Here is a 21,491-nt window from a genome sequence, read left to right on the forward strand (position 1 = left end):
ATGACCCTCGACGCCAATGATGAAATGCTGCATGGCACTTGGCACCATTTGGCTGAATTGTCCGATGCCTACGATGATCTCGTGCGTGATGTGCTCGCCGGAAGGCGTCGACTTCCCGCTTGGTAGGCGGTAAAAGAAAACGCGGTCCGGACCTGAGGGTGGTCCGGACCGCGTCTTCTTTTGAGCCGATTCAGCCTGTCGAAATGATTCAGGCGGGGCGTGTCGCCACGATGGCCGCGGCCGCGCGGCGTCCCATGCGCACCGCGCCGTCCACATGCTGGAAGCCGTGGCCCGCGAGGTCCGAACAGGCGAAGTGCATGGGGCCGACCGGATCGCGGTGGTCGTGGCCGTAGCGGGTCATGCCGCCGAGGTCGAAGCTGACGCCGTAGGCGCCGCGCGTCCATTCCTCTGCGCCCCAGTCGGATTCGTAGAAGACGGCCGGGTTCGCGGCCTCCGGGCCCAGGTAGCGGACCAGGCAGTCCAGCGCCGCCTGCTTGCGCTCCTCAGGGTCCATCGAGAAGTAGGTGTCGGCCTGCTCGTGCGCGATGAATCCGACCAGTGCGCCGTTGTCCAGGCCGTGGTTGGTGTTGTCGTAGATCTCCGAGACCATATCGGTATCGCTGAAACCTGTTCCGGACAAACCCTTTTCGCGCCAGAACGGGGTCGGGTACACCGCGTGCACCTTCACCACGAAGCCGAAGGACATGTGCTGGTACATCTGGTGGCGGCGGCGCGGCAGCGGGGGATCGAAACTGATGCAGGAGTAGAGGTTCGGCGGTACGGCCAGGATGACACGGTCGGCCCGCACCTCGAGATCGCCATCGGCGAAGACGGTGACCCCGTTGTCGGACCACTGAATTCGCCGCACCGGCGAATTCAGGTGCACATCGTCGCCGATCACCGCGGCCAGCCGCTGCGATACCTGCTGCATGCCGCCGATGACGCGCTTGTCGAGCATGAAGGTATCGGTGGCCAGGTTGGTGTACGAGCCCTGTGCGGCGGCCATGTGCAGCGCCTGCAGGGTCGAGAAGGTATGCGCCGGTTTGGTCAGCATGGCGCCGGCGACGTAGAACGCGACGGTCTCGCGGGCGTATTCGTCCGCCGACTGCTGCTCCAGCCAGATGCTGAAGGGCACCGAATCCAGTTCCGCTGCTTGCGAATGCGCCCACGGTTCCTCCGCGCCGACCTCGGCGGCCAAGCCGTCCAGCAGCTGCAGGAGCCGGTCGATCTCCTTGGCGGTCGCCTCGGGTGCGGGGAAGACGTCGCCGGTGAACTGGTGCCGGACACCGTCGGCGGCCAGGTACACCGATTTACCGTCGCGGTAGCGCGAGAACGTCTGCAGGCCGAGTTCCTCGACCAGTTCCAGCGCGGCGGTGTGATGCGGGGACAGCCACTGGCCGCCGATCTCGATCATCGCACCGTCGATATCGCCGGTGCGGGTGCGGCCGCCGACACGGTCGCGCGCCTCGAGCACGGCTACCGAAAGTCCGGCCTTGTGCAGTTCCGCGGCGGCCGTCAGACCGGACGGTCCGGCGCCGATGACAACGACGTCACGAGTGATGACAGGCACGAAAGCTCCTTGTTGAACATCGGGTGTCTCGGATAACCCGAAGGTTGCTATTCCAGTATGTGCGTCCGGTCACGGGCTTGCCCGCGCCAGTCTGGCGAACCGGACGGCCCCTCATTCGCCACCGTGGCGTGATTCGTCACAGTGGTGTGCCGTCCGGGTCGTCAGTGAACGGGTAGTGGCTCGTTCTGGGTAATGCAGTGGATGCCGCCGCCGCGGGCGAAAATCGGACGGGCATCCACGGTGACGATGGTGCGACCGGGATAAACCTCGGCCAGTACCGCGGCCGCCTCGGCATCGTTCGGATCGTCGAACCCGCACAGAATCACCGCGTTGTCGCACACGTAGTGATTGATATAGCTGTAGTCGACAAACCCCTCCTCGTCCCGCAGGGCGCGCGGGGCGGGCACCGGGACGACCTCGAAAGGCTGTCCGGTGGAGGTGGTCTCGGCGGTGAAGAGCTTCCTGATCTCGCCGCTGAGCTCGTGGTCGGGATGCGCGGGGTCTCGTTGATCGTGCACCAGGACCACACCCGGGGACGGCAGCGCGGCCACGATATCGGAGTGCCCGCGGGTACCGAAGCGCTGCGAATCCCGCCACAGGCCGCGCGGCAGCCAGATCGCGGTGTCGATGCCGATGGTGCGCCGGAGCTCGGCCTCCACCTGGTCCTTGGTCAGCCCCGGATTGCGGTAGGGATCCAGCTGCACGGTCTCGGTGACGATGACCGTCCCCGCGCCGTCCACCTGAATACCGCCGCCCTCGTTCACGAGCGGCGAATCGATGACCGGCACTCCGGCGGCCTCGGCAACCACCTTGCCGATCTGCCGGTCATTGTCCCAGCGCGCCCAATCCTGTTGGCCCCAGCCATTGAACACCCAGTCGACGGCCGCGACGGAACCGTCCGCGGCGTGCACGAAGGTCGGGCCGATATCGCGCATCCAGGCGTCGTCCAGCGGGGCTTCGACGATATCGATTGCCGCGGAAAGCATGCGGCGGGCCGCCGCGATATCGGCGGGGTCGACCACCATCGACACCGGTTCGAATTGAGCGACGGCGTGCGCCACGGCGGTCCACGCCGCGCGGGCCTCATCGACGGCCTCCGGGGTGGCGGTGATTTCCGAACCCGCCGGGGGAAAGGCCATCCAGGTGCGGCGGTGCGGCGCGTGCTCGGCGGGCATGCGCCACTGCGTGATCGCGTCCTGAGACATCACGCCTGCCCGAACGGGTTCGCCTGATCCACCGGTGCGGTCAGGCGGCCGTAGGTGTCGGGGCGGCGGGTGTCCAGGAACGGGAACAGGGTCAGCCAGTCCTTGCGCTGGTCGAGATCCAGATCGGCTACCAGCACGGCGGATTCGTCGCGCGGGGCCTGCACCAGAATGCGGCCGTACGGATCGGAGATGAATGAGGAGCCGTAGAAGGTGATGTCGCCTTCGTCGCCGAAACGGTTGGGCACCACCATGAAGGTGCCGGCGGTAATGCCGTTGCCCACGATCACGTGCTGCCACAGCGGCTGGGTGTCGAAGGCCGGGAAGCTGGGCTCGGAGCCGATGGCGGTCGGGTAGACGATGAGATCCGCCCCGGCCAGCGAATACATCCGCGCGACCTCCGGGAACCACTCGTCCCAGCAGGTCGGCATGCCGATGCGGGCGTCACCGAGATCCGGATGGCCGTGCGGGCGGTAGGCCTCGTCGGTGGCCGGGCCGGCGCGGAAGTAGGTGTCCTCGAAGTACCCGTCGCTGATCGGAATGTGCAGCTTGCGGGTTCGGCCGACCAGTTCTCCGGTGGGGGACACCAGGATTGCCGTGTTGTACCCCAGGCCGTCGCCCTGCTCGGCGCGCTCGTACAGCGAGGCGTGCACAAAGACGCCGTGGTCGATCGCCGCCTTCGCGGCGAAGGTGAAGGTGGGCCCGCCGGCCAGCTCCTCGGCATTCGCTCCGGGGTTCTCGCCGCCGCGCACAAATGCCGGGTACTTGCTCAATGTCAGTTCGGGCAGGAAGACCACCTTGGCTCCCGCATCGGCTGCGCGGGTGATGCCCTCGAGCAACTCGGCCTGCAAGGCTCCGGCATCGGCTTGCCACTGATGCTGGACCAGGGCGACCCGCAGCGGCGGGCGCACCGGATCGGCGACTCGGGCATGCGAGACGGGCGGTTCGAAACAGGTGATGACGTTCACGGCTACTCCGGATCTGATCGTCGAAGTGTTTGGCAGAAAGCAGGTTTCGCTACAGCGTGCTCAGGTGCGGTTCGGCGGGTACGGGCATGGGGTCACCCGATACCGCCCGGGGGAGGGTCTGTCCGCGGAAGTACTCCGGCTGCCGCCAGCGCATGATCAGCATGAGCACCGCACCCAGCGCCAGAATCCCGAAGCCCAGGTAGAACACCAGTCCGATACCGAAAATCGAAGCGCCACTGCCGACTTCCGGCTTCAGGCTCTCGCGCACCGAGATGGTGAAGACCGCCAGCAGCATGGTTCCGCCGAGTAGCGGGAACAGCAGCTTGAACATGAAATCGCGCGCCGAGGCGAACCAGTGCTTGCGGAAGTACCAGACACAGGCGAAGGCGGTGATCCCGTAGTACCAGCAGATCATGATGCCAAGGGCGGCAATGGTATCCAGCAGCACATGCTCCGAAAGCAGCGCCGTCACCGCGTAAAAACCGCCCGCCACCACCGCGGCGACCGCGGTCCCGAAGCGGGGCACCTGATAGGCCGGATGGACGGTGGCGAATCGGCTCGGCAGCGCCTTGAAGGTACCCATGGCGAGCATGGCGCGCGCCGCGGGCAGGAAGGTCGCCTGCAGGCTGGCAATGGTGGAGACCAGCACGGCGAGGAACAGCAGTAGCTCGCCCGCACCGCCCATCACCGGCTCGGCCAGCGCGCCGAAGACATTGCTGGCGGTTCCGGGATTGCTCAGGCCGACACCGGTATCGCCGATACCGGCGTACCACATGAGCGCGACCGCCAACAGCAGATAGGTGCCCAGCACGGTCAGGATGGACAGCAGCCCGGCCCGGCCCGGCGTGCGTTTGGGATCCTTGCACTCCTCGCCCAGGGTGAGCGCGGTGTCCCAGCCCCAGTACATGAATACCGAGCCGATCAGGCCGATGGCGAAGGCGCCCAGCGTGAGTCCGGTGAGCGGGTTGAACCAGTCCATGCTGAAACTCAACCCGGACGGCGCATCCCCGGTCATGGCCTTGGCGAGTGCGACACCCGCGAACAGCAGCAGCACCGCGAGCTGGAAACCGACCAGCACATACTGTGCCCGCTCGCTGGAACTGATCCCGCGACTGGCCGCCCAGCCGGCCGCCGCCAGAAACGCCAGCGTGGTCAGGATATTGATCAGCTTGTCGTCACCCAGCGTGGCGATGTACTCCGAATGCGCCAGCCGCCCGATGAACAGGTACAGGAACTCCGCACCCACCGCCGCGATATTGGCCAGCACGATCACCACCGCGATCACCGAACCCCACCCGGCCATCCAGCCGATATAGGGGCCCAGTGACCGTGCCGACCACGTGAACGAGGCTCCGCAGTCGGGGGTTTCGGCGCTGAACTCGCGATAGGCGTAGGCCGCCAGGAACATCGGGATGAACCCGGCGATCAGTAGTGCGGGCATCTTCAATCCGACCGCGGCCACGATCAGGCCCATGCTGGCCGTCGTGGTGTAGGCGGGCGCGATGGACGCAATACTCAGGATGGCGCCGGCGAGCGTGCCGACCTTGTTGGTTGCCAATCCCTTGCCGCTGTGGGGCGAGGCGTCCGCCTCTGGGGCATTCTGCACGAGCATGCAAGCTCCCGGTACTGGGTCTGGTACCGGTGGAAGCCATGTGGCTACCACCGGCACCGCGCCGCGGTGGAGAACCGATCACCAGACGATCGGGTGGGCACGTGGTCCGGCGCAGGGGCCGGTGTGCCGGAGGATGACGTCAGTGCGTGAGCGCGACGTATTTGGTGTCGAGGTATTCGCTGATCCCCTCGGACCCGCCCTCGCTGCCCAGACCGGACTGCTTGATGCCGCCGAACGGGGCCGCCGGATCGGAGATGACGCCGCGATTGACGCCGACCATGCCGGCTTCGAGAGCGCCGGACACGCGCAGCACCCGATCCAGATTCTGCGTGTAAAAGTAAGCGGCCAAACCGAATTCGGTGTCATTGGCGGCCGCCACCACCTCGTCCTCGGTGTCGAAACCGTAGACGGCGGCGACCGGGCCGAAGATCTCCTCGCGGTGCATGCGTGCGGTGCGCGGCACCTCGTCGAGCACGGTGGGCTGGAAGAACCAGCCGGGCCCGTCGATCGGCTTACCGCCGGTGCGCACCACGGCTCCGGCCGCGACCGCATCGTCCACGAGGGCGGTGACGCTATTGCGCTGCCGCTCGTTGATCAGCGGTCCCAGCTCCACACCCGGCTCGTGGCCGGGACCGACACGCAGTGCGCCGATCTTCTCGGCCAGCCGCGCGGCGAACTCGGCCCGGATCGAATTGTGCACGTAGATACGGTTTGCCGCCGTGCACGCCTCACCGCCATTGCGCATCTTCGCCGCCATCGCCCCGGCCAGTGCCTGGTCCAGATCGGCGTCCTCGAACACGATGAACGGGGCATTGCCGCCCAGCTCCATCGAAGTGCGCAGCACATTGTCGGCGGCCTGGCGCAGCAGCAGCTTGCCGACCCGGGTGGAACCGGTGAAGGTCACCTTGCGCAGGCGCGGGTCCGCGAGCAGGGGTGCGGTGACCTCGGCGGCATCGCTGCTCGGCAGTACCGACAGCACACCCGCCGGCAGTCCGGCCTCGGCGAGGATATCGGCGAGGGCCAGCATGGTGAGCGGAGTGTCCTCGGCGGGCTTCACGATCACGGTGCAACCGGCGGCCAAGGCCGGGGCGATCTTGCGAGAACCCATGGCCAGCGGGAAGTTCCACGGTGTGATGGCCAGGCACGGGCCGACCGGCTGCTGGGTCACCAGGATCCGGCCGTTGCCGGCGGGCGCCTGGGTGTACCGGCCGCCGATGCGGACCGCCTCCTCGCTGAACCAGCGCAGGAACTCGCCGCCGTACGCGACCTCGCCGCGCGCCTCCGGGAGGGTCTTGCCCATCTCCGAGGTCATCAGCAGCGCCAGGTCCTCGGTGCGCTCGATCAGGATCTCCCAGGCGCGGCGCAGAATGACCGCGCGCTCCCGTGGAGCCGTTGCGGCCCAGTCGGATTGGACCCGGCAGGCCGAGTCGAGGGCGCGCAGCGCATCCTCGCGCCCGGCGTCGGCCACCTCGGTGAGCAGGTCGCCGGTGGCGGGATCGGTCACCGCGAACCTCGCGCCGCCGGCCGCGGGAACGGCTGCGCCGTCGATCCACAGGCCGGTGGGGATCTGCGCGCGAATACGGTCGAATTCGGACATCGTTTTCCCTCGATCAGGCGGCGAGATCGCTGATGGCGGTACACAACACCGTCAGCGCCTCGTCGAGTAGTTCGTCGCTGATCACCAGCGGTGGCAGCAGGCGGATCACATTGCCGAACGTGCCGCAGGTGAGGGTGATGACGCCCTGCTCCAGGCAGCGGGCGGCGACGGCGGCGGTGAGCGCGGCATCGGGTTCGGTGGTGCCGGGGCGCACGAACTCCAGCGCCAGCATGGCGCCACGGCCGCGCACGTCGCCGATGGCCGGAACATGGTGTGCCAGTTCATCGAAGCGTGCCAGCGCCACTTCGCCGATGTGGCGGGCGCGGGCGGGTAGATCATGGTCACGAATGGCTTCGATGGCAGCGAGTGCGGCGGCGCAGGCCACCGGATTGCCACCGTAAGTGCCGCCCAGGCCGCCCGCGTGCACGGCGTCCAGCAGCTCGGCCCGGCCGGTGATCGCCGAGAGCGGCATACCGCCCGCAATGCCCTTGGCCATGGTGATGATGTCGGGGACCACGCCCTCGTGATCGCAGGCGAACCAGTCGCCGGTGCGGGCGAAGCCGGTCTGCACCTCATCGGCGATGAACACCGCGCCATTGGTGCGCGCCCACTCGGCCAGGGCAGGCAGGAATCCCGGTGCGGGAACGATGAATCCGCCCTCACCCTGGATCGGTTCGATAATGACGGCCGCCACCGAATCCGCGCCGATCTGCTTCTCGATCCGCGAGATCGCCTCGCGCGCCGCGGCAGCGCCGTCGAGGCCGCCGTCGCGGAACGGGTACGACATCGGCATGCGGTAGACCTCGGGGGCGAACGGGCCGAAATGTGCCTTGTACGGCATGGATTTCGCGGTCAGCGCCATGGTCAGGTTGGTGCGGCCGTGGTACGCGTGATCGAAGGCGACCACCGCGGTGCGACCGGTGGCCAAGCGCGCCACCTTGATCGCGTTCTCCACCGCCTCGGCGCCGGAATTGAACAGCACGCTGCGCTTCTCGTGATCGCCCGGGGTCAGCTCGGCGAGCTGTTCGGCGACCTGGATGTAGGCCTCGTACGGGGTCACCATGAAGCAGGTATGCGCGAACTTCTCGATCTGATCACGCACCGCCGCAACTACTTTCGGATGCGAAGCGCCGACATTGGTGACCGCGATACCGGCGGCCAGATCGATGAGAGAATTACCGTCCACATCCACGATGACGCCGCCGTCCGCGTCCGCCGCGTACACGGGGACGGTCGAGCCGACACCGGCGGCGACAGCGGCCTTGCGACGCAGGGTCAGTTCCTGCGAGCGGGGACCCGGCAGGGCGGTGTGCAATTCCCGCCGCTGCGGGAGCCGGTAGCTGATCTCGGTCATGAAAGTCTTTCTGCGGAAGAGGGATTGGGGACGACTCGAAAATCAGTCGTGCGCGCTCATGACGTGCTTGATGCGGGTGTAGTCCTCGACGCCGTAGGCGGACAGGTCCTTGCCGTAGCCGGAGCGTTTGAATCCGCCGTGCGGCATCTCCGCCACCAGCGGGATATGGCAGTTCACCCACACCGCACCGAAGTCCAGTGCCGCCGAAACCCGCTGCACCACACCGTGATCGCGTGTCCAGACACTGGAGGCGAGGCCGTAGACGACATCATTGGCCAGCCGGATCGCCTCGGCCTCGTCGGAGAAGGTCTGCACGGTGATGACCGGGCCGAAGATCTCCTCCTGCACGATCGGATCGTCCTGGCGCACCCCGGTGACCACGGTCGGGGCCAGGTAGAAACCGGCATCGCCGATCCGGGTGCCGCCGGTGCGCACGGTGGCGTGCGGCGGCAGCGATGCGAGTTTGCCGGTGACGGACTCGAAGTGGCGGATATTGTTCAGCGGGCCGTAGGCGGCGTCCACATCGTCGGGCAGGCCAGGGCGAACCGACTGCGCCTTCTTCGTCAGGACGTCGACAAAATCGTCGTGCACCGACTCGTGCACCAGCACCCGGGTCGCGGCCGTGCAGTCCTGACCGCCATTGAAGTAGGCGGCATCGCCGATGCGATCGGCGGCCAGCGCCAGATCGGCGTCCCCGAACACCACGACCGGAGCATTGCCGCCGAGTTCGAGGTGCGCGCGCTTGACCTGCTCGGCCGCCGCGGTCGCCACCGCGATGCCCGCCCGCACCGAACCGGTGATGGCCACCATGTCCAGGTCCGGATGGCCCACCAGCGCGGCGCCGCTGGCGGCATTGCCGAGCACGACATTGAGTACGCCGTCGGGCAGGATGCCCTTCGACAGCTCGGCCAGCAGCAGAGTGCTGCCCGGTGTGGTGTCACTCGGCTTGAGCACCACGGTGTTTCCGGTGGCCAGTGCCGGGCCGATCTTCCAGATCGCCATCATCAGCGGGTAGTTCCACGGTGTCACCTGACCGATCACGCCGACCGGCTCGCGGCGCACGTACGAGGTGAATCCGGTCATGTACTCGCCGGCCGACTTGCCCTCCAGCAGGCGTGCGGCACCTGCGAAGAAGCGCAGGTGATCGGCTCCGGTGGCCACCTCCTCGGAGGCGACCAGATGCTTGGGCTGGCCGGTATCGCGGCACTGCGCCTCGACCAGGGCCTCGGAATTGGACTCCAGGGCGTCGGCCAGCTTCAGCAGCGCGGCCTGTCGCTGGCTGGGCGTGGCGGAGCGCCAGGCCGGAAAGGCGCGCCGGGCGGCGGCCACGGCGGCATCGATATCGGCGGCATCGGAGATCGGGCTGCGGCCGGTCACCGTCTCATCGACCGGGCTGATCAATTCGAACGACTCCGACGCGGTGGCGGCGACCAACCGGCCGTCGATGTAGTTGCGAAGCAGCTGCGTCGTCATAGTGTGCGAGTTCTCCCTGCGTTCCGGTATTGCTCGATTGCAAGCCAGTGTGCTGTGCGACACACCCCCGCGTCACCTGCCGCATCGGAGTGGCGGCAGAATCAGGTTTCGACGATTTGTCCAGTTTGCTGTAGGAGCGCTGTGAGTACGGGAATTCCGGTCCGGTGGGTGCTGTCCCAGCCCGAGCTGAATCTGGTGCTGAAGGGCGGCAGTGCCGGGCTGGGTCGCAACATCACGCTGGCCCTCACCTCCGAGCTCACCGAACCGCAAAAGTGGCTCTCCGGCGGGGAGCTGGTGCTGACCACCGGCATGGGTTTGCCACTCAGTGGCGCCGATCGGCTGCGCTATCTGACGGAACTCGATGCGGCGGGAGTCGCGGGGGTCGGATTCGGCGTCGGCCTCTCCCATGAGACGGTGCCCGCGGATCTGGTCGAGGCGGCCGATGCGCTCGGCCTGCCGCTGTTCGAGGTGCCGCTGCCGACACCCTTCGGGGCCATCACCAAGAAGGTCATGCAGCGGCTCGCCGAGCAGGAGTACGAAAAGGTGCTGCGGGCCTCCCGCGCCCAGCCGCGCATGACCCGGGCTGCCATCCAGGGCATGGGTGCGGTGATCAGGGAACTGTCGGCGGCACTTTCGGCCACCGTGGTGGTCGCCGGCGCGGACGGTGCGATATCCGACTCGCATCCGGGCCGGGCCACGACCGAGGTCGCCGAGCGCATCGGCGAATTCCTCAGTACTCGCGGCGACGGTGCGGGCAGCGGTGTCATCCACACCGCCTCGGGGCAAATCATTGCGCTGCAAGCCATTACGGCCGGGCAGACGGTGCACGGGCATCTGGCGGTGGTGACCGCCACGCCGCTCAGCTCGGTCGATCAGGTGCTGCTGGGGCATGCCAGCTCGCTGCTGGCCCTGGACTTCGAAAAGCCGGCCCGGCTGCGAATCGCGCAGAACCACTTGAATTCTCAGGCCATCGCGATGCTGCTGAACGAGCCGGGCGACCTCGAAACCCTGTGGCGGCACCTGGCCCCGGCCGCCGATCGCTCCGGCAGGGTCCGCGCCCTGGTGCTGTGGTGCGCTTCGCCGGAGGCGGCGGCGCAGGTGGGCGAAGCCGTCGACGAACAACTGCATCCGCACAACCGGCAATTGTTCGCCCGCATCTCGGGTGATCGAGTCGCGGTGCTGCTGCCCGGTTCCGATACCGAGGAGACGGCCGAACAGCTGCTGGCCGCACTGCCCGACAGCGAGCGGGCCGCCATTCGGGCGGGACTCAGCGCCCCGCATCTGTTGCGGCGCTTCGCCACAGCCATCGAGCATGCCGAGCTGGCCTCCTCGGCGGCCCTGCCCGGCGGTCGCCCCTTGGAACTCGCGTCGCTCGCCGGGCAGACCCTGCTGACGCTCCCGGAAGCCCAGCGGATGCTGAGCGCCATATCGGAGGCCATGCTGGCGCCGCTCGCCGACTACGACGAGCGGCACGGCACCGACCTCATCGCCTCACTGCGCGCCTACCTGGAGGCGCACGGCCAGTGGGAGACCGCGGCCACCGCGCTGGGTGTGCACCGGCACACCCTGCGCAGCCGGGTCGCGAAGATCGAATCGGTGCTCGGGTGTCAGCTGGATGTGGCGCGGGTGCGGGCCGAACTGCTGCTGGCGATCATCGCCCGCCGCTGATCCCGGCCGCCGCGGCCAATTCCGCGTTCACCACACACAATCGGGCGATATCGGCGGTCGCGGAGCGGCGCAGCTGACTCACCAGATCCAGCAGCCGGACCGCGGCCGGCGTGGCCTGCCAGGCCGACACGAGATCGTGCGCGGAGTCGGTGGGTGCGGCGTTCGCCAGCACCGCGGCCGCCAAAGCGTGCCAGCGGGACTGTAATTCGTCGGCGAGCACCGCCGTGGCCAGCGTCTCCCAATGATCTCCGGTCGGCGTTGTGGCGAAAGTTGTTGCCAGCCAATCGAGTCCGATGGACCCGCCGAGTTCCCGATAGGTCTGGGCGATCAAGGCGACCGGCAGGCCGGTGCGCCGGGCGGTAGCGCTCAGCGGTAGCGCCTGCGCCAGCAGTTGCAGATTCGCCAGATCCCGGCCGGGATGGCCGCCGGGGCGGGGGAGTACCGCGATCAGCTCGGCGACCACCGGGGCGTGCAGTTCGATCTCCGCCGACCAGGACACGGCCGTGCGCTTGGCCAGCAGCCACGCGGTGGACTGCTCGACCGCATCCTGAATACCGTTGAGCACACTCATCCGCAGCTGCGGGGTGACACCGGGCAGCGCGAGCGCGTCGCGCCACCAGCGGTCGACATCCAGCACGGTATCGACGACCGTGCACGCCAGCACGATCTGTGCGGTACCCGTGCCGAACCGCTCGTCCAGCCGGTGGATCATGCCGGGGCCGACCCGATTGATCACCTGATTGGCCGCGGACACGGCCACGATCTCGCGGGCCACCGGATGCTCGCGCAAGCGCCGCTCACCCAGCAGGATGCGGAAGTCCTCCGGGAAATAGCCCGCCAGCGTGCCCGCGACGACCGGATCCGTGAGGGCGTCGGAGGCGAGCAGTTCCTCGCGCACCAGATTCTTGGCCATGGCCAGCAGCACCGCGATCTCCGGGCGGACCAGACCGGCTCCGGCGCGGCGCCGGGCGGTGAGTTCGGCCGGGGCGGGCAGGAACTCGGCGGAACGATCCAGATCCGTTGCCTGCTCCAGGTTTTCGATCAATCGGCCGTGCCGGTCGATCAGGAACGGCGCATGGGCCTCGGCCAGGCTGATGGCCAGCGCCTGGCGGTCGCAGTCGGCCAGCACCGCCTGCGCCACGGCGTCGGCATTGGCGGCGAGCAGGCGATCGCGTTCCGGCTCGGTCACCAGGCCCTCGGTCACCGCGGACGCCAGCGCGATCTTGAGATTGACCTCGCGATCGGAAGTGGCCACACCTGCGGCATTGTCGATGAAATCGGCGTTCACCTTGCCGCCCGCCCGGGCGAACTCGATCCGCGCGCGCTGGGTGAGGCCGAGATTGCCGCCCTCGCCGATCACCTTGCAGCGCAGTCGATCCGCAGTCACCCGCACGTCGTCATTGGTCGGATCGGCTACCTCGGAGTCGAGTTCGCCGCTCGACCGCACATAGGTGCCGATGCCGCCGTTGAACAGCAGATCCACCTGTGCGCTCAGAATCGCCCGAATGACTTCGTGTGCAGGCAGTTTCGTGGCTTCGACGCCGAGCAACCGGCGTGCCCGCGGGGACAGCGGAATCGATTTCGCCGAGCGTGGCCAGACGCCGCCGCCCTCGGAAATGACGGATCGGTCGTAGTCGGCCCAGCTGCTGCGTTCCAGTCCGGCCAGGCGGCGGCGCTCCCGGTGTGAAAGCTCGGGCTCGGGATCGGGGTCGAGAAAGATGTGGCGGTGGTCGAAGGCCGCCACCAGCTGGATCCGGTCGGTCTCGAGCATGCCGTTGCCGAACACATCACCGGACATATCGCCGATACCGGCCACGGTGAACGGCTGAGTGTCGGGGTCCAGGCCGAGCTCGGCGAAGTGCTGGCGAATCGAGCACCAGGCGCCGCGGGCGGTAATGCCCAGAGCTTTGTGGTCGTATCCGGTGGAGCCGCCGGAAGCGAAGGCGTCGCCGAGCCAGAAGGCGCGCGCCATCGCGATGCTGTTGGCCAGATCGGAGAAGCGGGCGGTGCCCTTGTCCGCGGCGACCACCAGGTACGGGTCCGGATCGTCGTATACGACGGTGTGCGCGGGCGGGACGATGGTGCCGTCCACAATATTGTCGGTGATATCGAGCAGGCCGCCGATGAAGGCCGCGTAGGCGTTCGCGGCGGCGGCGGGATCGGCGATCGGGCCGCGAACCACGAAGGCGCCCTTGGCTCCCATCGGCACGATCACCGCGTTCTTCACCGTCTGGGTCTTCATCAGGCCCAGCACCTCGGTGCGGAAATCATCGGCGCGATCGGACCAGCGCAGCCCGCCGCGGGCAATGACGCCGCCGCGCACATGGCTGCCCTCCACCTGCCGGGCATGCACGAAAATCTCGCGATACGGCGTGATCGGGCCCGATATCGACAGGCGGGACGGGTCGATCTTGAAGGCGGCGACCAGGCGGCTCGGCTGAAACCAATTGGTGCGCAGCACCGCTGCGCAGAAGGTGTGCAGACCGCGCAACAGTTGATCCTCGGGCAGCGTGGTCGCGGCCTCGAGCCGCAGGCGCGCCTCCGCATCCGCCGCCGCGATATCGCCGCCGCCCGCCGGATCGAATCGCGCACGGAACAGCGCCACGAACGCCCGCGCGAATTGTGCATGGACGGTGAGGATCTCGGTCATCGTCGGACCGCCGAGTCGCAGTCCGGCCTGTCGCAGGTATCGGCAGGCCGCCCGGATCAGCAGGGCGTCGCGCCAGGTCAGCCCGGCCGCGCCGATCAAACCGATGAAACCGTCGATCTCCAGCACCCCCGTGGCCGCGGCGGCGAACGCCTCGGACAGCAGTTCGGCGGTCGGCTCCGTCAGCTCGAAAGCCGTGGGCCGGAACGTGAATCGGTGCACGGTGTCCGCGCCGTCGGTGTGCACATCGTGTGTGGTGACGTGCAGGCCCAGGGCGGAGAAGATATCGATCAGCTCGGTCAGCGAGGCCGGCGCACCGCGCCAGATCAGCCGCGCCCCGGGCCGCTGCGCATCGATCGAATCGAATTCGAGCCGCGGGGCGGCGTCGATTCGATCCTCGTCCAGCGTGCCGATCGCTGCTCCGCGAAACATCTGTTCAACTCCCTGCGCGTCACCGGATGGGTCGGCAGCCAATCTGCCCTATAGAGACGCAGGACACAGTCGACAATTAGGCGCGTGGGGTGGGGGCCGGCACGCCGACTCGTCCATTGCCGGAATGCCCGGCGGCGGTGGAGTCGGCGAACCTTCCGTTATCAGTCGCGATAGCGGCGATGGTCGACGGCGAATTCGTCGGCCACCGTGGCGGCCAGTTCGACGTACGCGCGCTTGGTTTCCTTCTGCAGGCGGGTCAGATCGATCTCGGCGCCTTCGCCGAGGTGGGAGTCGTACGGGATGATATGCACTGCGCGGCAACGCGACAGGAAGTAGTCGCGCAGCTGGTTGATGCCGACATTCGCCGCGCCCGGGCGCGGCAGGTTGATCACTACGACGGCATTGCGCACCAGGTGGTCGTGGCCGTGCAGGGACAACCAGTCCAGGGTGGCGGCGGCACTGCGCGCGCCGTCGATGGCCGACGACGAGATCAGCACCAGGGAATGTGCCAGATCGAGTACGCCCGCCATGGCCGAATGCATCAGGCCGGTACCGCAATCGGTGAGGATGATGTTGTAGAAGCGCTGCAGGATGCGCGCCACATTGCGGTACTCGTCCTCGCTGAACGCCTCCGATGCTGCCGGATCGCGTTCGCTCGCAAGCACTTCCAGTCGGCTCGAGGCCTGCGATGTATGCCGGCGCACATCGGAGTAGCGCTGAATGGTCGGATCCAGCAACAGATCCCGCACCGTCGACCGCGTCTGCAACGGCACCCGCTGCGACAGCGTTCCGAAGTCCGGATTGGCATCCACCGCAATGACCCGGTCGCCGCGAATGGAGGCGAAGATCGACCCCAACCCCATGGTCGTCGTCGTCTTCCCGACGCCGCCCTTCAGCGACAACACCGCAATCCGGTAATCCCCGCGCACGGGTTGCCGAATTCGGGCCACCAGTTCCTGCAGTCGCCGCTCCTCGGCCGACAATCCAGGATTGATGGCGCCACCCGACACATGATGCACAGCCCGCCGCCACCCCGACCCGGGAGACTTCTTCGCCCGCCGCATCGGCACATCATCGAGCGAGGGCCCTTGCCCACCCATCCCATACTGCACAGGACCCGAGGGCGGCGTATACCCACCCGCCTGCCCCGGACCGTACGGACCGGGCTGTCCTTGGTCGTATGGACTCTGCTGTCCGGGACCGTACTGGCCCGCCTGGCCGTGTGGACCCGACTGTCCGGGCGCGCCCCAAGTTGCCTGCGCTGCTTGGCCATTGCCCGGCTGCACCGACCCCGGGCCACCGTTAGCGCTCGCATCCGCCTGCTGTGCGTCCGAGCCCGGTCCGCCGAACTCTGGCTGAGCGGGCTCGGACGGTGCGCCGCCACTGCCGGGCCACGCCGCGCTGCCTTGCACAGGAAGGCCGTCACCGATGATGAGTGCACCGTGGATATTGTCGGCATGCCCAGGCTGCGGCCACGAATTCGGCTGCGGGACAACTTGACCCGGTGCCGGAGCGTTGGGCGCTCCATTCGTTTCAGATGCGGGGGACCCGATGGGTGCAGAGTCGAGTGGCGGCCGCATCGAGGTGGCACTCGACGAATCGGGTGAAGTGGCCGGAGGCTGCGCGGCCGGGCCGTTCGGGTTCGATCCGATCGGTGCGCCGGTAGCCGGTGCGTACCGACCGTGTGGCGCTTGGCCGGGCGGGACCTGTCCGGGGCCGACCTGCCACGGATTCTGTTGTGGCGTACCGGGAGCCGCCGACTCCGGCGGGATCTGGTTCCAGGCGGGTGCGGAGGAGTCGGCGGGCGGCTGGGCGGGTGGGCCGTTCGGGTCGGACCCGATCGGTGCATCGGTGACTGGTGCGAGCTGACCGTGTGGCGCTTGGCCGGGCGGGACCTGTCCGGGAGCTACCTGCCACGGGTCTTGTTGCGGCGCAACGGGAGCCGCCTGCTGCGGCGGGACTTGGTTCCAGATGGGTGCGGCCGAGCCGGAAGGCGGCTGCGCGCCGACCGGGTTGCCCTGCTGTCCGGGTCCGTGCGGGGCTGCTGGGCCGTGTGCGGCCGGCGCTTGAGAGGGCGGCGACATCCATTGCCAGCCGTCGCCGGACCCCTGCGGTCCACGCTGTGGCGGAACAGGATTGGGTGCCCCCGAGCCGTGCGACCGTCCGCCCCGCGGACCGTACGGGCCGGGCTGTCCTGGACCAGCCAAGGAGGGCTGTCCTGGGTCGGATGCGGGCTGCTGTGCTGGGCCGGATGCCGGCGCTTGCGCTGGACCGGATGCGGGGGGCTGTGCTGGGCCGGATGCCGGCGCTTGCGCTGGACCGGACGTGGGGGGCTGTCCTGGACCGGACGTGGGCGGTTGCCCTGGACCGGACAGGGGAGCCTCGCCTGTACGTGACACAGGAGGTTGCCCCGCGCCTGATGCAGGGGATTGCCCGGGGCCGGAGGCCGGTCGTTGTCCTGGACCGGACACGGGAGCCTCGCCCGTACGTGACACAGGAGATTGCCCTGTGCCGGACGCGGGGGACTGATCGAAGCTGGAGGCCGGTGGTTGTCCTGGGCCGGGCACGGGGGGTTGCGCGGGGACGGGCGCTGGGGGTTGCAGCGGGGCGGAGGCGGGTGATTGGCCTGTGCCGGGGGAGGCGGGTTGGCCCAGGCTGGGTGGCTTGGCGTGGTGCTGCGGCGGGAGGGGCGCGTCCAGGGCTCGGTGGCGGCCGCTGTTGGGCGGCTGTCCTGCGCCTGTGGGCGAATCTTCGGGTGTGGCGGGTGCCGGTGAATTCGGCTGAGCGGGTTTGTGATCCGGGGCAGGTGCGTTGACGTGGCCCTTGTCGGAAGGTTGGGCGTCGACTCTGCTGGGGGCGCTGTCGCTGCGTGCCGCTGGCGGCTTGCCCGGTGTGCGCGACCCATTCGTTGTCGGGGCGAGCGGGGCGTCGCTCACCGAGCCGACGCTCGGGTCGTGGAGGTCGCCGTGTGTCGCGCCGCGAGCAGGGGCGGAGGCGTGGTCCGCGGGTTCGGTGCCGTGTGTCGATGCCGCTGTGCCTGAGTGTGTTTCGCGGTCACCCGTGGAGCCGGGGGCGGGAGTCAGCGGCACTCGGACCGTCATGTCCGCCGGGTTGTCGGTGCTGGTCGGGACCCGCGGTACGGGGCCGCTCGGCGGCGCGAGAATGTCGTCAAGGGGGGTACCCGGGAGCGGGAAGGCCGGGGGCACACCGGTTCCGGGCAATTGCGGGGTCGAAGGTGCGGTGGAGCCGGGTCCGGCCTGATCAATCGGCTGCGCGGCCGGACCGAGGTGCGGTGGCGGCGGCAGTGTGGGCACGCCCGGAGGCGGCGTCAGCGGAGCCGACAGCGGTCCCTGCGCAGGCCTGGGCTGGGCGCTCCGCGGCGGCGCATCCGGGATGCGCGGCTTCGGCGGCGCGGACTCCCGCGGCCCGGGTGCGGGCGGCGTTGTCGGCCCATCGGTATGGATGGTCGCACCCTGACCCTGCGCACCGGTCAGCGGAATCCGTTGCGGCGCATCGGGAATAGGCGGTCGCGAAGCATCCGGTCCGAGTCCGGGGGGTGCCGGTGGCAGCGGGGTCGAGTGGCGCGGCGGCACGAATGCCGACTGCTGCGGCGCACTCCGCGGTGCGTCAGGAGCAGGCGCGCTGGCGAAGCTCGGCCCGGAAGACGGCTGTGCGCCATCAACTCCCGGAGGCGGCGGCAGATCCGGGCGCTGAGTGGGCGGCGGTGGCAGGTCTGGGCGCGGGCCCGGCGCCGGCTGTTTGGGTGCAGATCCGGTGGTGGGGGCGAGGTTTGGGGTGGGCGCGGCGGGCTGCGGGCCTGCCGGTGGAGTGGCGGGCGCGGGGGGAGTGCTGAAGCGCGGGCCGGATTCCGTTGCGGGAGAGGGCGGCAGCAGATCCGGCCGGGTCGTGGGCTGCGCCTGCGTGGGTGCGGTGCCGGGCACCGGCGTGCTGGGCGCAGCAGGGCCTGGCAAAGGAATGCCGGACTGCAAGCTCTGCGGGGGAGTGCCGTTCTGCGGGGGTGTACCCGGCTGTGGGCCCTGCTGATGGCCGTTTGACGGCGCGTTGAACTGTGGCCCAGGCGCGTTGAACTGGGGCGCCGGGGACGAGCTGAACTGGGGGCCCAGGGTCGGCGTGGTGGTGGGAGCCTGCGGTGACCGGCCCGGTAGGGGTGTTCGGGGAGCTGCGTCCGAGGTGGGGGCGTCGTCCGGAGGCAGGTCGGGGCCGGCGTCCTTGCGGGCCTTGCGGTTGCCGAACAGGCGGCGGGCCGACTTCTTCTCGGGGATGAGGTCGTCATTGGGCAGGTTCTCGACCGGAGCTTCGTAACCGGATTGGGAGACGTCGCTTTCGGACAGCCATGGTGGAAGCATGGGGAGGCCGTCGTTGTTGCGGCTCACATCAACCCCCGTGTCTGGAGCAGTCTTGCGGGACAGGCCGTAGTTTAGCGATCTCCCCCGGTCCCGTGCTCGGGCCTCGTAGCCTTGCACCCCTCTGATGCCCCGCGGGGTGTTCTGGCCCACGTAGAGCAGGCCCTATTTGGCCGCTCCTGCGTAAACGGGTAGGCTAGGTCGGCGGTGCACCTACCTGCTGGCTGTGGCATGTCTCTATTAAGAAACGGCCACGTTGCTGTCAGCGAGTATGTCACCAGGTCGGCTGCAGTGCACTACCAACACGGTGCACGAAAAACTACACAGGCCGAAAAGACGTGGTGAGCTCGAACCAACCAGGTTCAGCCTAAAACGGGATCGCGGAGGATATGGCAAAGAAGGAAGGGGCCATCGAGGTCGAGGGCCGGGTGGTCGAACCGTTGCCCAATGCGATGTTCCGGATTGAGCTGGAGAACGGTCACAGGGTTCTCGCGCACATCAGTGGCAAGATGCGGCAGCACTACATCCGTATTCTGCCCGAGGACCGCGTCGTCGTGGAGCTTTCGCCCTACGACTTGACCCGTGGTCGGATTGTCTACCGCTACAAGTGATTTCCCTCGGGGGACGCTAGATTTCCGGGGCCACGTGCTCCGGGTCTTCCCCGGCCATTTCCGGCCGGGGAAAAACTGTGTTCACGGCCAGTGAGCACACGGAACCAGATTGGATCTGACGTGAAGGTCAACCCCAGCGTCAAGCCGATCTGCGAGAAGTGCAAGGTGATCCGCCGTCACGGTCGGGTCATGGTGATCTGCGAGAACCTGCGCCACAAGCAGCGTCAGGGCTGATCCCGGTCTAGGCCGGGTCTCCGGAACTCCGCGAGGAGGACCGGGCGCTCACCAGCCAAGCACCGAATGCAGTTCGGATTTGGCAGGCATAAAGAAGTAACTCCCAGCGCCAGTCGCCGTTGTCGAGCCCTTTCGGGGCGGACGGCGGCCTTCCCCCGGTACGGAGGCCGGGGCCCCACTACGAGGGGACGGCCAGGGAGCAGACCTCCGCAACCATTAAGGAAACTGCCACATGGCACGTCTGATGGGCGTCGATCTCCCGCGCGAAAAGCGCATGGAGATCGCGCTGACTTACATCTTCGGCATTGGCCGTACCCGATCCAAGGAGATCCTGGAAGCGACCGGCGTCAGCGTCGATCTGCGCTCGAAGGACCTCACCGATGAGCAGCTCACGGTTCTCCGTGACTACATCGAACGCTCCTCTCTGAAGGTGGAAGGCGACCTGCGCCGCGAGGTTCAGGCCGACATCCGTCGCAAGATCGAGATCGGCTGCTACCAGGGTCTTCGCCACCGTCGCGGCCTGCCCGTGCGTGGTCAGCGGACCAAGACCAATGCCCGCACGCGCAAGGGTCCGAAGAAGACCGTCGCCGGCAAGAAGAAGTAGGGATAGCGCATGCCTCCGAAGACCCGGACTTCAGGTCCGAAGAAGACTCAGAAGTCGCGTCGCCGGGATAAGAAGAACGTCCCGCACGGCCACGCGCACATCAAGAGCACGTTCAACAACACCATCGTGTCGATCACCGACCCGGCCGGAAACGTCATCGCATGGGCGTCCTCGGGCCACGTCGGTTTCAAGGGCTCGCGTAAGTCGACCCCGTTCGCCGCGCAGCTCGCCGCCGAGAACGCTGCCCGCAAGGCGCAGGAGCACGGCGTCAAGAAGGTCGATGTCTTCGTGAAGGGCCCGGGTTCGGGCCGCGAGACCGCGATCCGCTCCCTCCAGGCCGCCGGCCTCGAGGTCGGCACGATCTCCGATGTCACCCCGCAGCCGCACAACGGCTGCCGTCCGCCCAAGCGGCGTCGCGTCTAAAGCGGGAAGGAAAAGGTAGAGAACAATGGCTCGTTATACAGGCCCCATCACCCGCAAGTCGCGTCGCCTTCGTGTTGACCTCGTTGGAGGCGACCAGGCGTTCGAGCGTCGTCCTTACCCGCCCGGCCAGCACGGCCGCGCGCGGATCAAGGAATCCGAATACCTCATGCAGCTGCAGGAGAAGCAGAAGGCTCGCTTCTCGTACGGCGTCATGGAGAAGCAGTTCCGCAAGTACTACGAAGAGGCGAACCGCCAGAAGGGCAAGACCGGCGACAACCTGCTGCGTCTGCTCGAGACCCGTCTGGACAACGTCGTGTACCGCGCCGGTCTGGCCCGTACCCGTCGTGCGGCTCGTCAGCTCGTCAGCCACGGTCACTTCATCGTGAACGGCCAGAAGGTCGACGTCCCCAGCTTCCAGGTTTCTCAGTACGACATCATCGATGTCAAGGAGAAGTCGCTGACGACGCTGCCCTTCCAGGTTGCTCGCGAGACCGTCGGCGACCGCAAGGCTCCGGGTTGGCTGCAGGTCGTTCCGGGCCGTCTCCGGATCCTGGTTCACCAGGTTCCCGAGCGTGCGCAGATCGATGTTCCGCTCCAGGAACAGCTGATCGTCGAGTTCTACTCGAAGTAATGAGGTGCGCGTAAGCGCATCGCTGGTTGCCGCCCTTCTGCTGAAAGCTTTGGGGCGGGAACAGTTTCCAGTCGTGAGCGTCAAATAGTGGACGCTCGAAG

Annotated in this window: 17 protein-coding genes; 8 read left to right on the plus strand and 9 right to left on the minus strand. The window is 67.9% G+C overall.

The genetic code is table 11. The features are described 5' to 3' along the window. Positions 1-208: 208 nt before the first annotated feature. From JWN03_RS27530 to JWN03_RS27560, 7 genes are all read right to left on the minus strand, one after another. Complete coding sequence (locus JWN03_RS27530; RefSeq protein ID WP_297621139.1) at positions 209-1,570, minus strand: flavin monoamine oxidase family protein; 1,362 nt, start codon at positions 1,568-1,570, stop codon at positions 209-211. Positions 1,571-1,731: 161 nt separating this feature from the next. Next, positions 1,732-2,775: an agmatine deiminase family protein gene (locus tag JWN03_RS27535; protein ID WP_297621142.1), complete on the minus strand. Its 1,044-nt coding sequence runs from the start codon at positions 2,773-2,775 to the stop codon at positions 1,732-1,734. Further along, the gene (locus JWN03_RS27540; protein WP_297621145.1) at positions 2,775-3,740 is read right to left on the minus strand and encodes a nitrilase-related carbon-nitrogen hydrolase; all 966 of its coding nucleotides are present in this window, start codon (positions 3,738-3,740) and stop codon (positions 2,775-2,777) included. Before JWN03_RS27540 ends, JWN03_RS27535 begins: the two co-directional genes overlap by 1 nt. Positions 3,741-3,789: 49 nt before the next feature. Next, entirely contained in the window at positions 3,790-5,352 is a 1,563-nt protein-coding gene (locus JWN03_RS27545) for an APC family permease (protein ID WP_297621149.1), read from the minus strand. A gap of 139 nt (positions 5,353-5,491) precedes the next feature. Next, positions 5,492-6,949, minus strand: a complete 1,458-nt coding sequence (locus JWN03_RS27550; protein WP_297621153.1) for an NAD-dependent succinate-semialdehyde dehydrogenase — start codon at positions 6,947-6,949, stop codon at positions 5,492-5,494. A 13-nt stretch (positions 6,950-6,962) separates the two neighbouring features. Continuing rightward, positions 6,963-8,303, minus strand: coding sequence for a 4-aminobutyrate--2-oxoglutarate transaminase (gene gabT / locus JWN03_RS27555; RefSeq protein WP_297621155.1), 1,341 nt, complete (start codon positions 8,301-8,303; stop codon positions 6,963-6,965). Positions 8,304-8,345: 42 nt separating this feature from the next. After that, a complete protein-coding gene (locus JWN03_RS27560; RefSeq protein WP_297621158.1) occupies positions 8,346-9,776 on the minus strand; it encodes an aminobutyraldehyde dehydrogenase in 1,431 nt (476 codons plus the stop codon). A gap of 141 nt (positions 9,777-9,917) precedes the next feature. On the opposite strand from JWN03_RS27560, the gene JWN03_RS27565 reads away from it, so the two are divergent. Next, positions 9,918-11,444: a PucR family transcriptional regulator gene (locus tag JWN03_RS27565; protein ID WP_297621161.1), complete on the plus strand. Its 1,527-nt coding sequence runs from the start codon at positions 9,918-9,920 to the stop codon at positions 11,442-11,444. Here the strand turns inward: JWN03_RS27565 and JWN03_RS27570 are convergent. Continuing rightward, positions 11,428-14,523, minus strand: coding sequence for an NAD-glutamate dehydrogenase domain-containing protein (locus JWN03_RS27570; protein WP_297621163.1), 3,096 nt, complete (start codon positions 14,521-14,523; stop codon positions 11,428-11,430). The two genes, JWN03_RS27565 and JWN03_RS27570, sit on opposite strands and share 17 nt — an antisense overlap. 161 nt (positions 14,524-14,684) lie before the next feature. Next, positions 14,685-16,103, minus strand: a complete 1,419-nt coding sequence (locus tag JWN03_RS27575) for a nucleotide-binding protein (RefSeq protein WP_297621259.1) — start codon at positions 16,101-16,103, stop codon at positions 14,685-14,687. Between JWN03_RS27575 and JWN03_RS27580 the strand changes: the two genes are divergently transcribed. From JWN03_RS27580 to rpsD, 7 genes are all read left to right on the plus strand, one after another. Further along, positions 16,075-16,392: a hypothetical protein gene (locus JWN03_RS27580; protein ID WP_297621271.1), complete on the plus strand. Its 318-nt coding sequence runs from the start codon at positions 16,075-16,077 to the stop codon at positions 16,390-16,392. The genes JWN03_RS27575 and JWN03_RS27580 overlap by 29 nt on opposite strands. 1,437 nt (positions 16,393-17,829) lie before the next feature. After that, positions 17,830-18,000: a hypothetical protein gene (locus JWN03_RS27585; protein ID WP_297621166.1), complete on the plus strand. Its 171-nt coding sequence runs from the start codon at positions 17,830-17,832 to the stop codon at positions 17,998-18,000. Positions 18,001-19,276: 1,276 nt separating this feature from the next. After that, complete coding sequence (gene infA / locus JWN03_RS27590; RefSeq protein ID WP_297621168.1) at positions 19,277-19,498, plus strand: translation initiation factor IF-1; 222 nt, start codon at positions 19,277-19,279, stop codon at positions 19,496-19,498. Between the two features lie 120 nt (positions 19,499-19,618). Next, positions 19,619-19,732: a 50S ribosomal protein L36 gene (gene rpmJ, locus JWN03_RS27595; protein WP_067561702.1), complete on the plus strand. Its 114-nt coding sequence runs from the start codon at positions 19,619-19,621 to the stop codon at positions 19,730-19,732. 232 nt (positions 19,733-19,964) lie between these two features. Next, complete coding sequence (gene rpsM / locus JWN03_RS27600; protein WP_297621171.1) at positions 19,965-20,336, plus strand: 30S ribosomal protein S13; 372 nt, start codon at positions 19,965-19,967, stop codon at positions 20,334-20,336. Between the two features lie 9 nt (positions 20,337-20,345). Beyond that, positions 20,346-20,759: a 30S ribosomal protein S11 gene (gene rpsK / locus JWN03_RS27605; RefSeq protein ID WP_297621173.1), complete on the plus strand. Its 414-nt coding sequence runs from the start codon at positions 20,346-20,348 to the stop codon at positions 20,757-20,759. A 25-nt stretch (positions 20,760-20,784) separates the two neighbouring features. Then, on the plus strand, positions 20,785-21,390 hold the full coding sequence (rpsD, locus tag JWN03_RS27610) for a 30S ribosomal protein S4 (RefSeq protein ID WP_297621175.1): 606 nt from the start codon (positions 20,785-20,787) through the stop codon (positions 21,388-21,390). Positions 21,391-21,491 lie beyond the last annotated feature (101 nt).

Source organism: Nocardia sp. (genome assembly GCF_025465275.1).
Taxonomy (GTDB): Bacteria; Actinomycetota; Actinomycetes; order Mycobacteriales; family Mycobacteriaceae; genus Nocardia.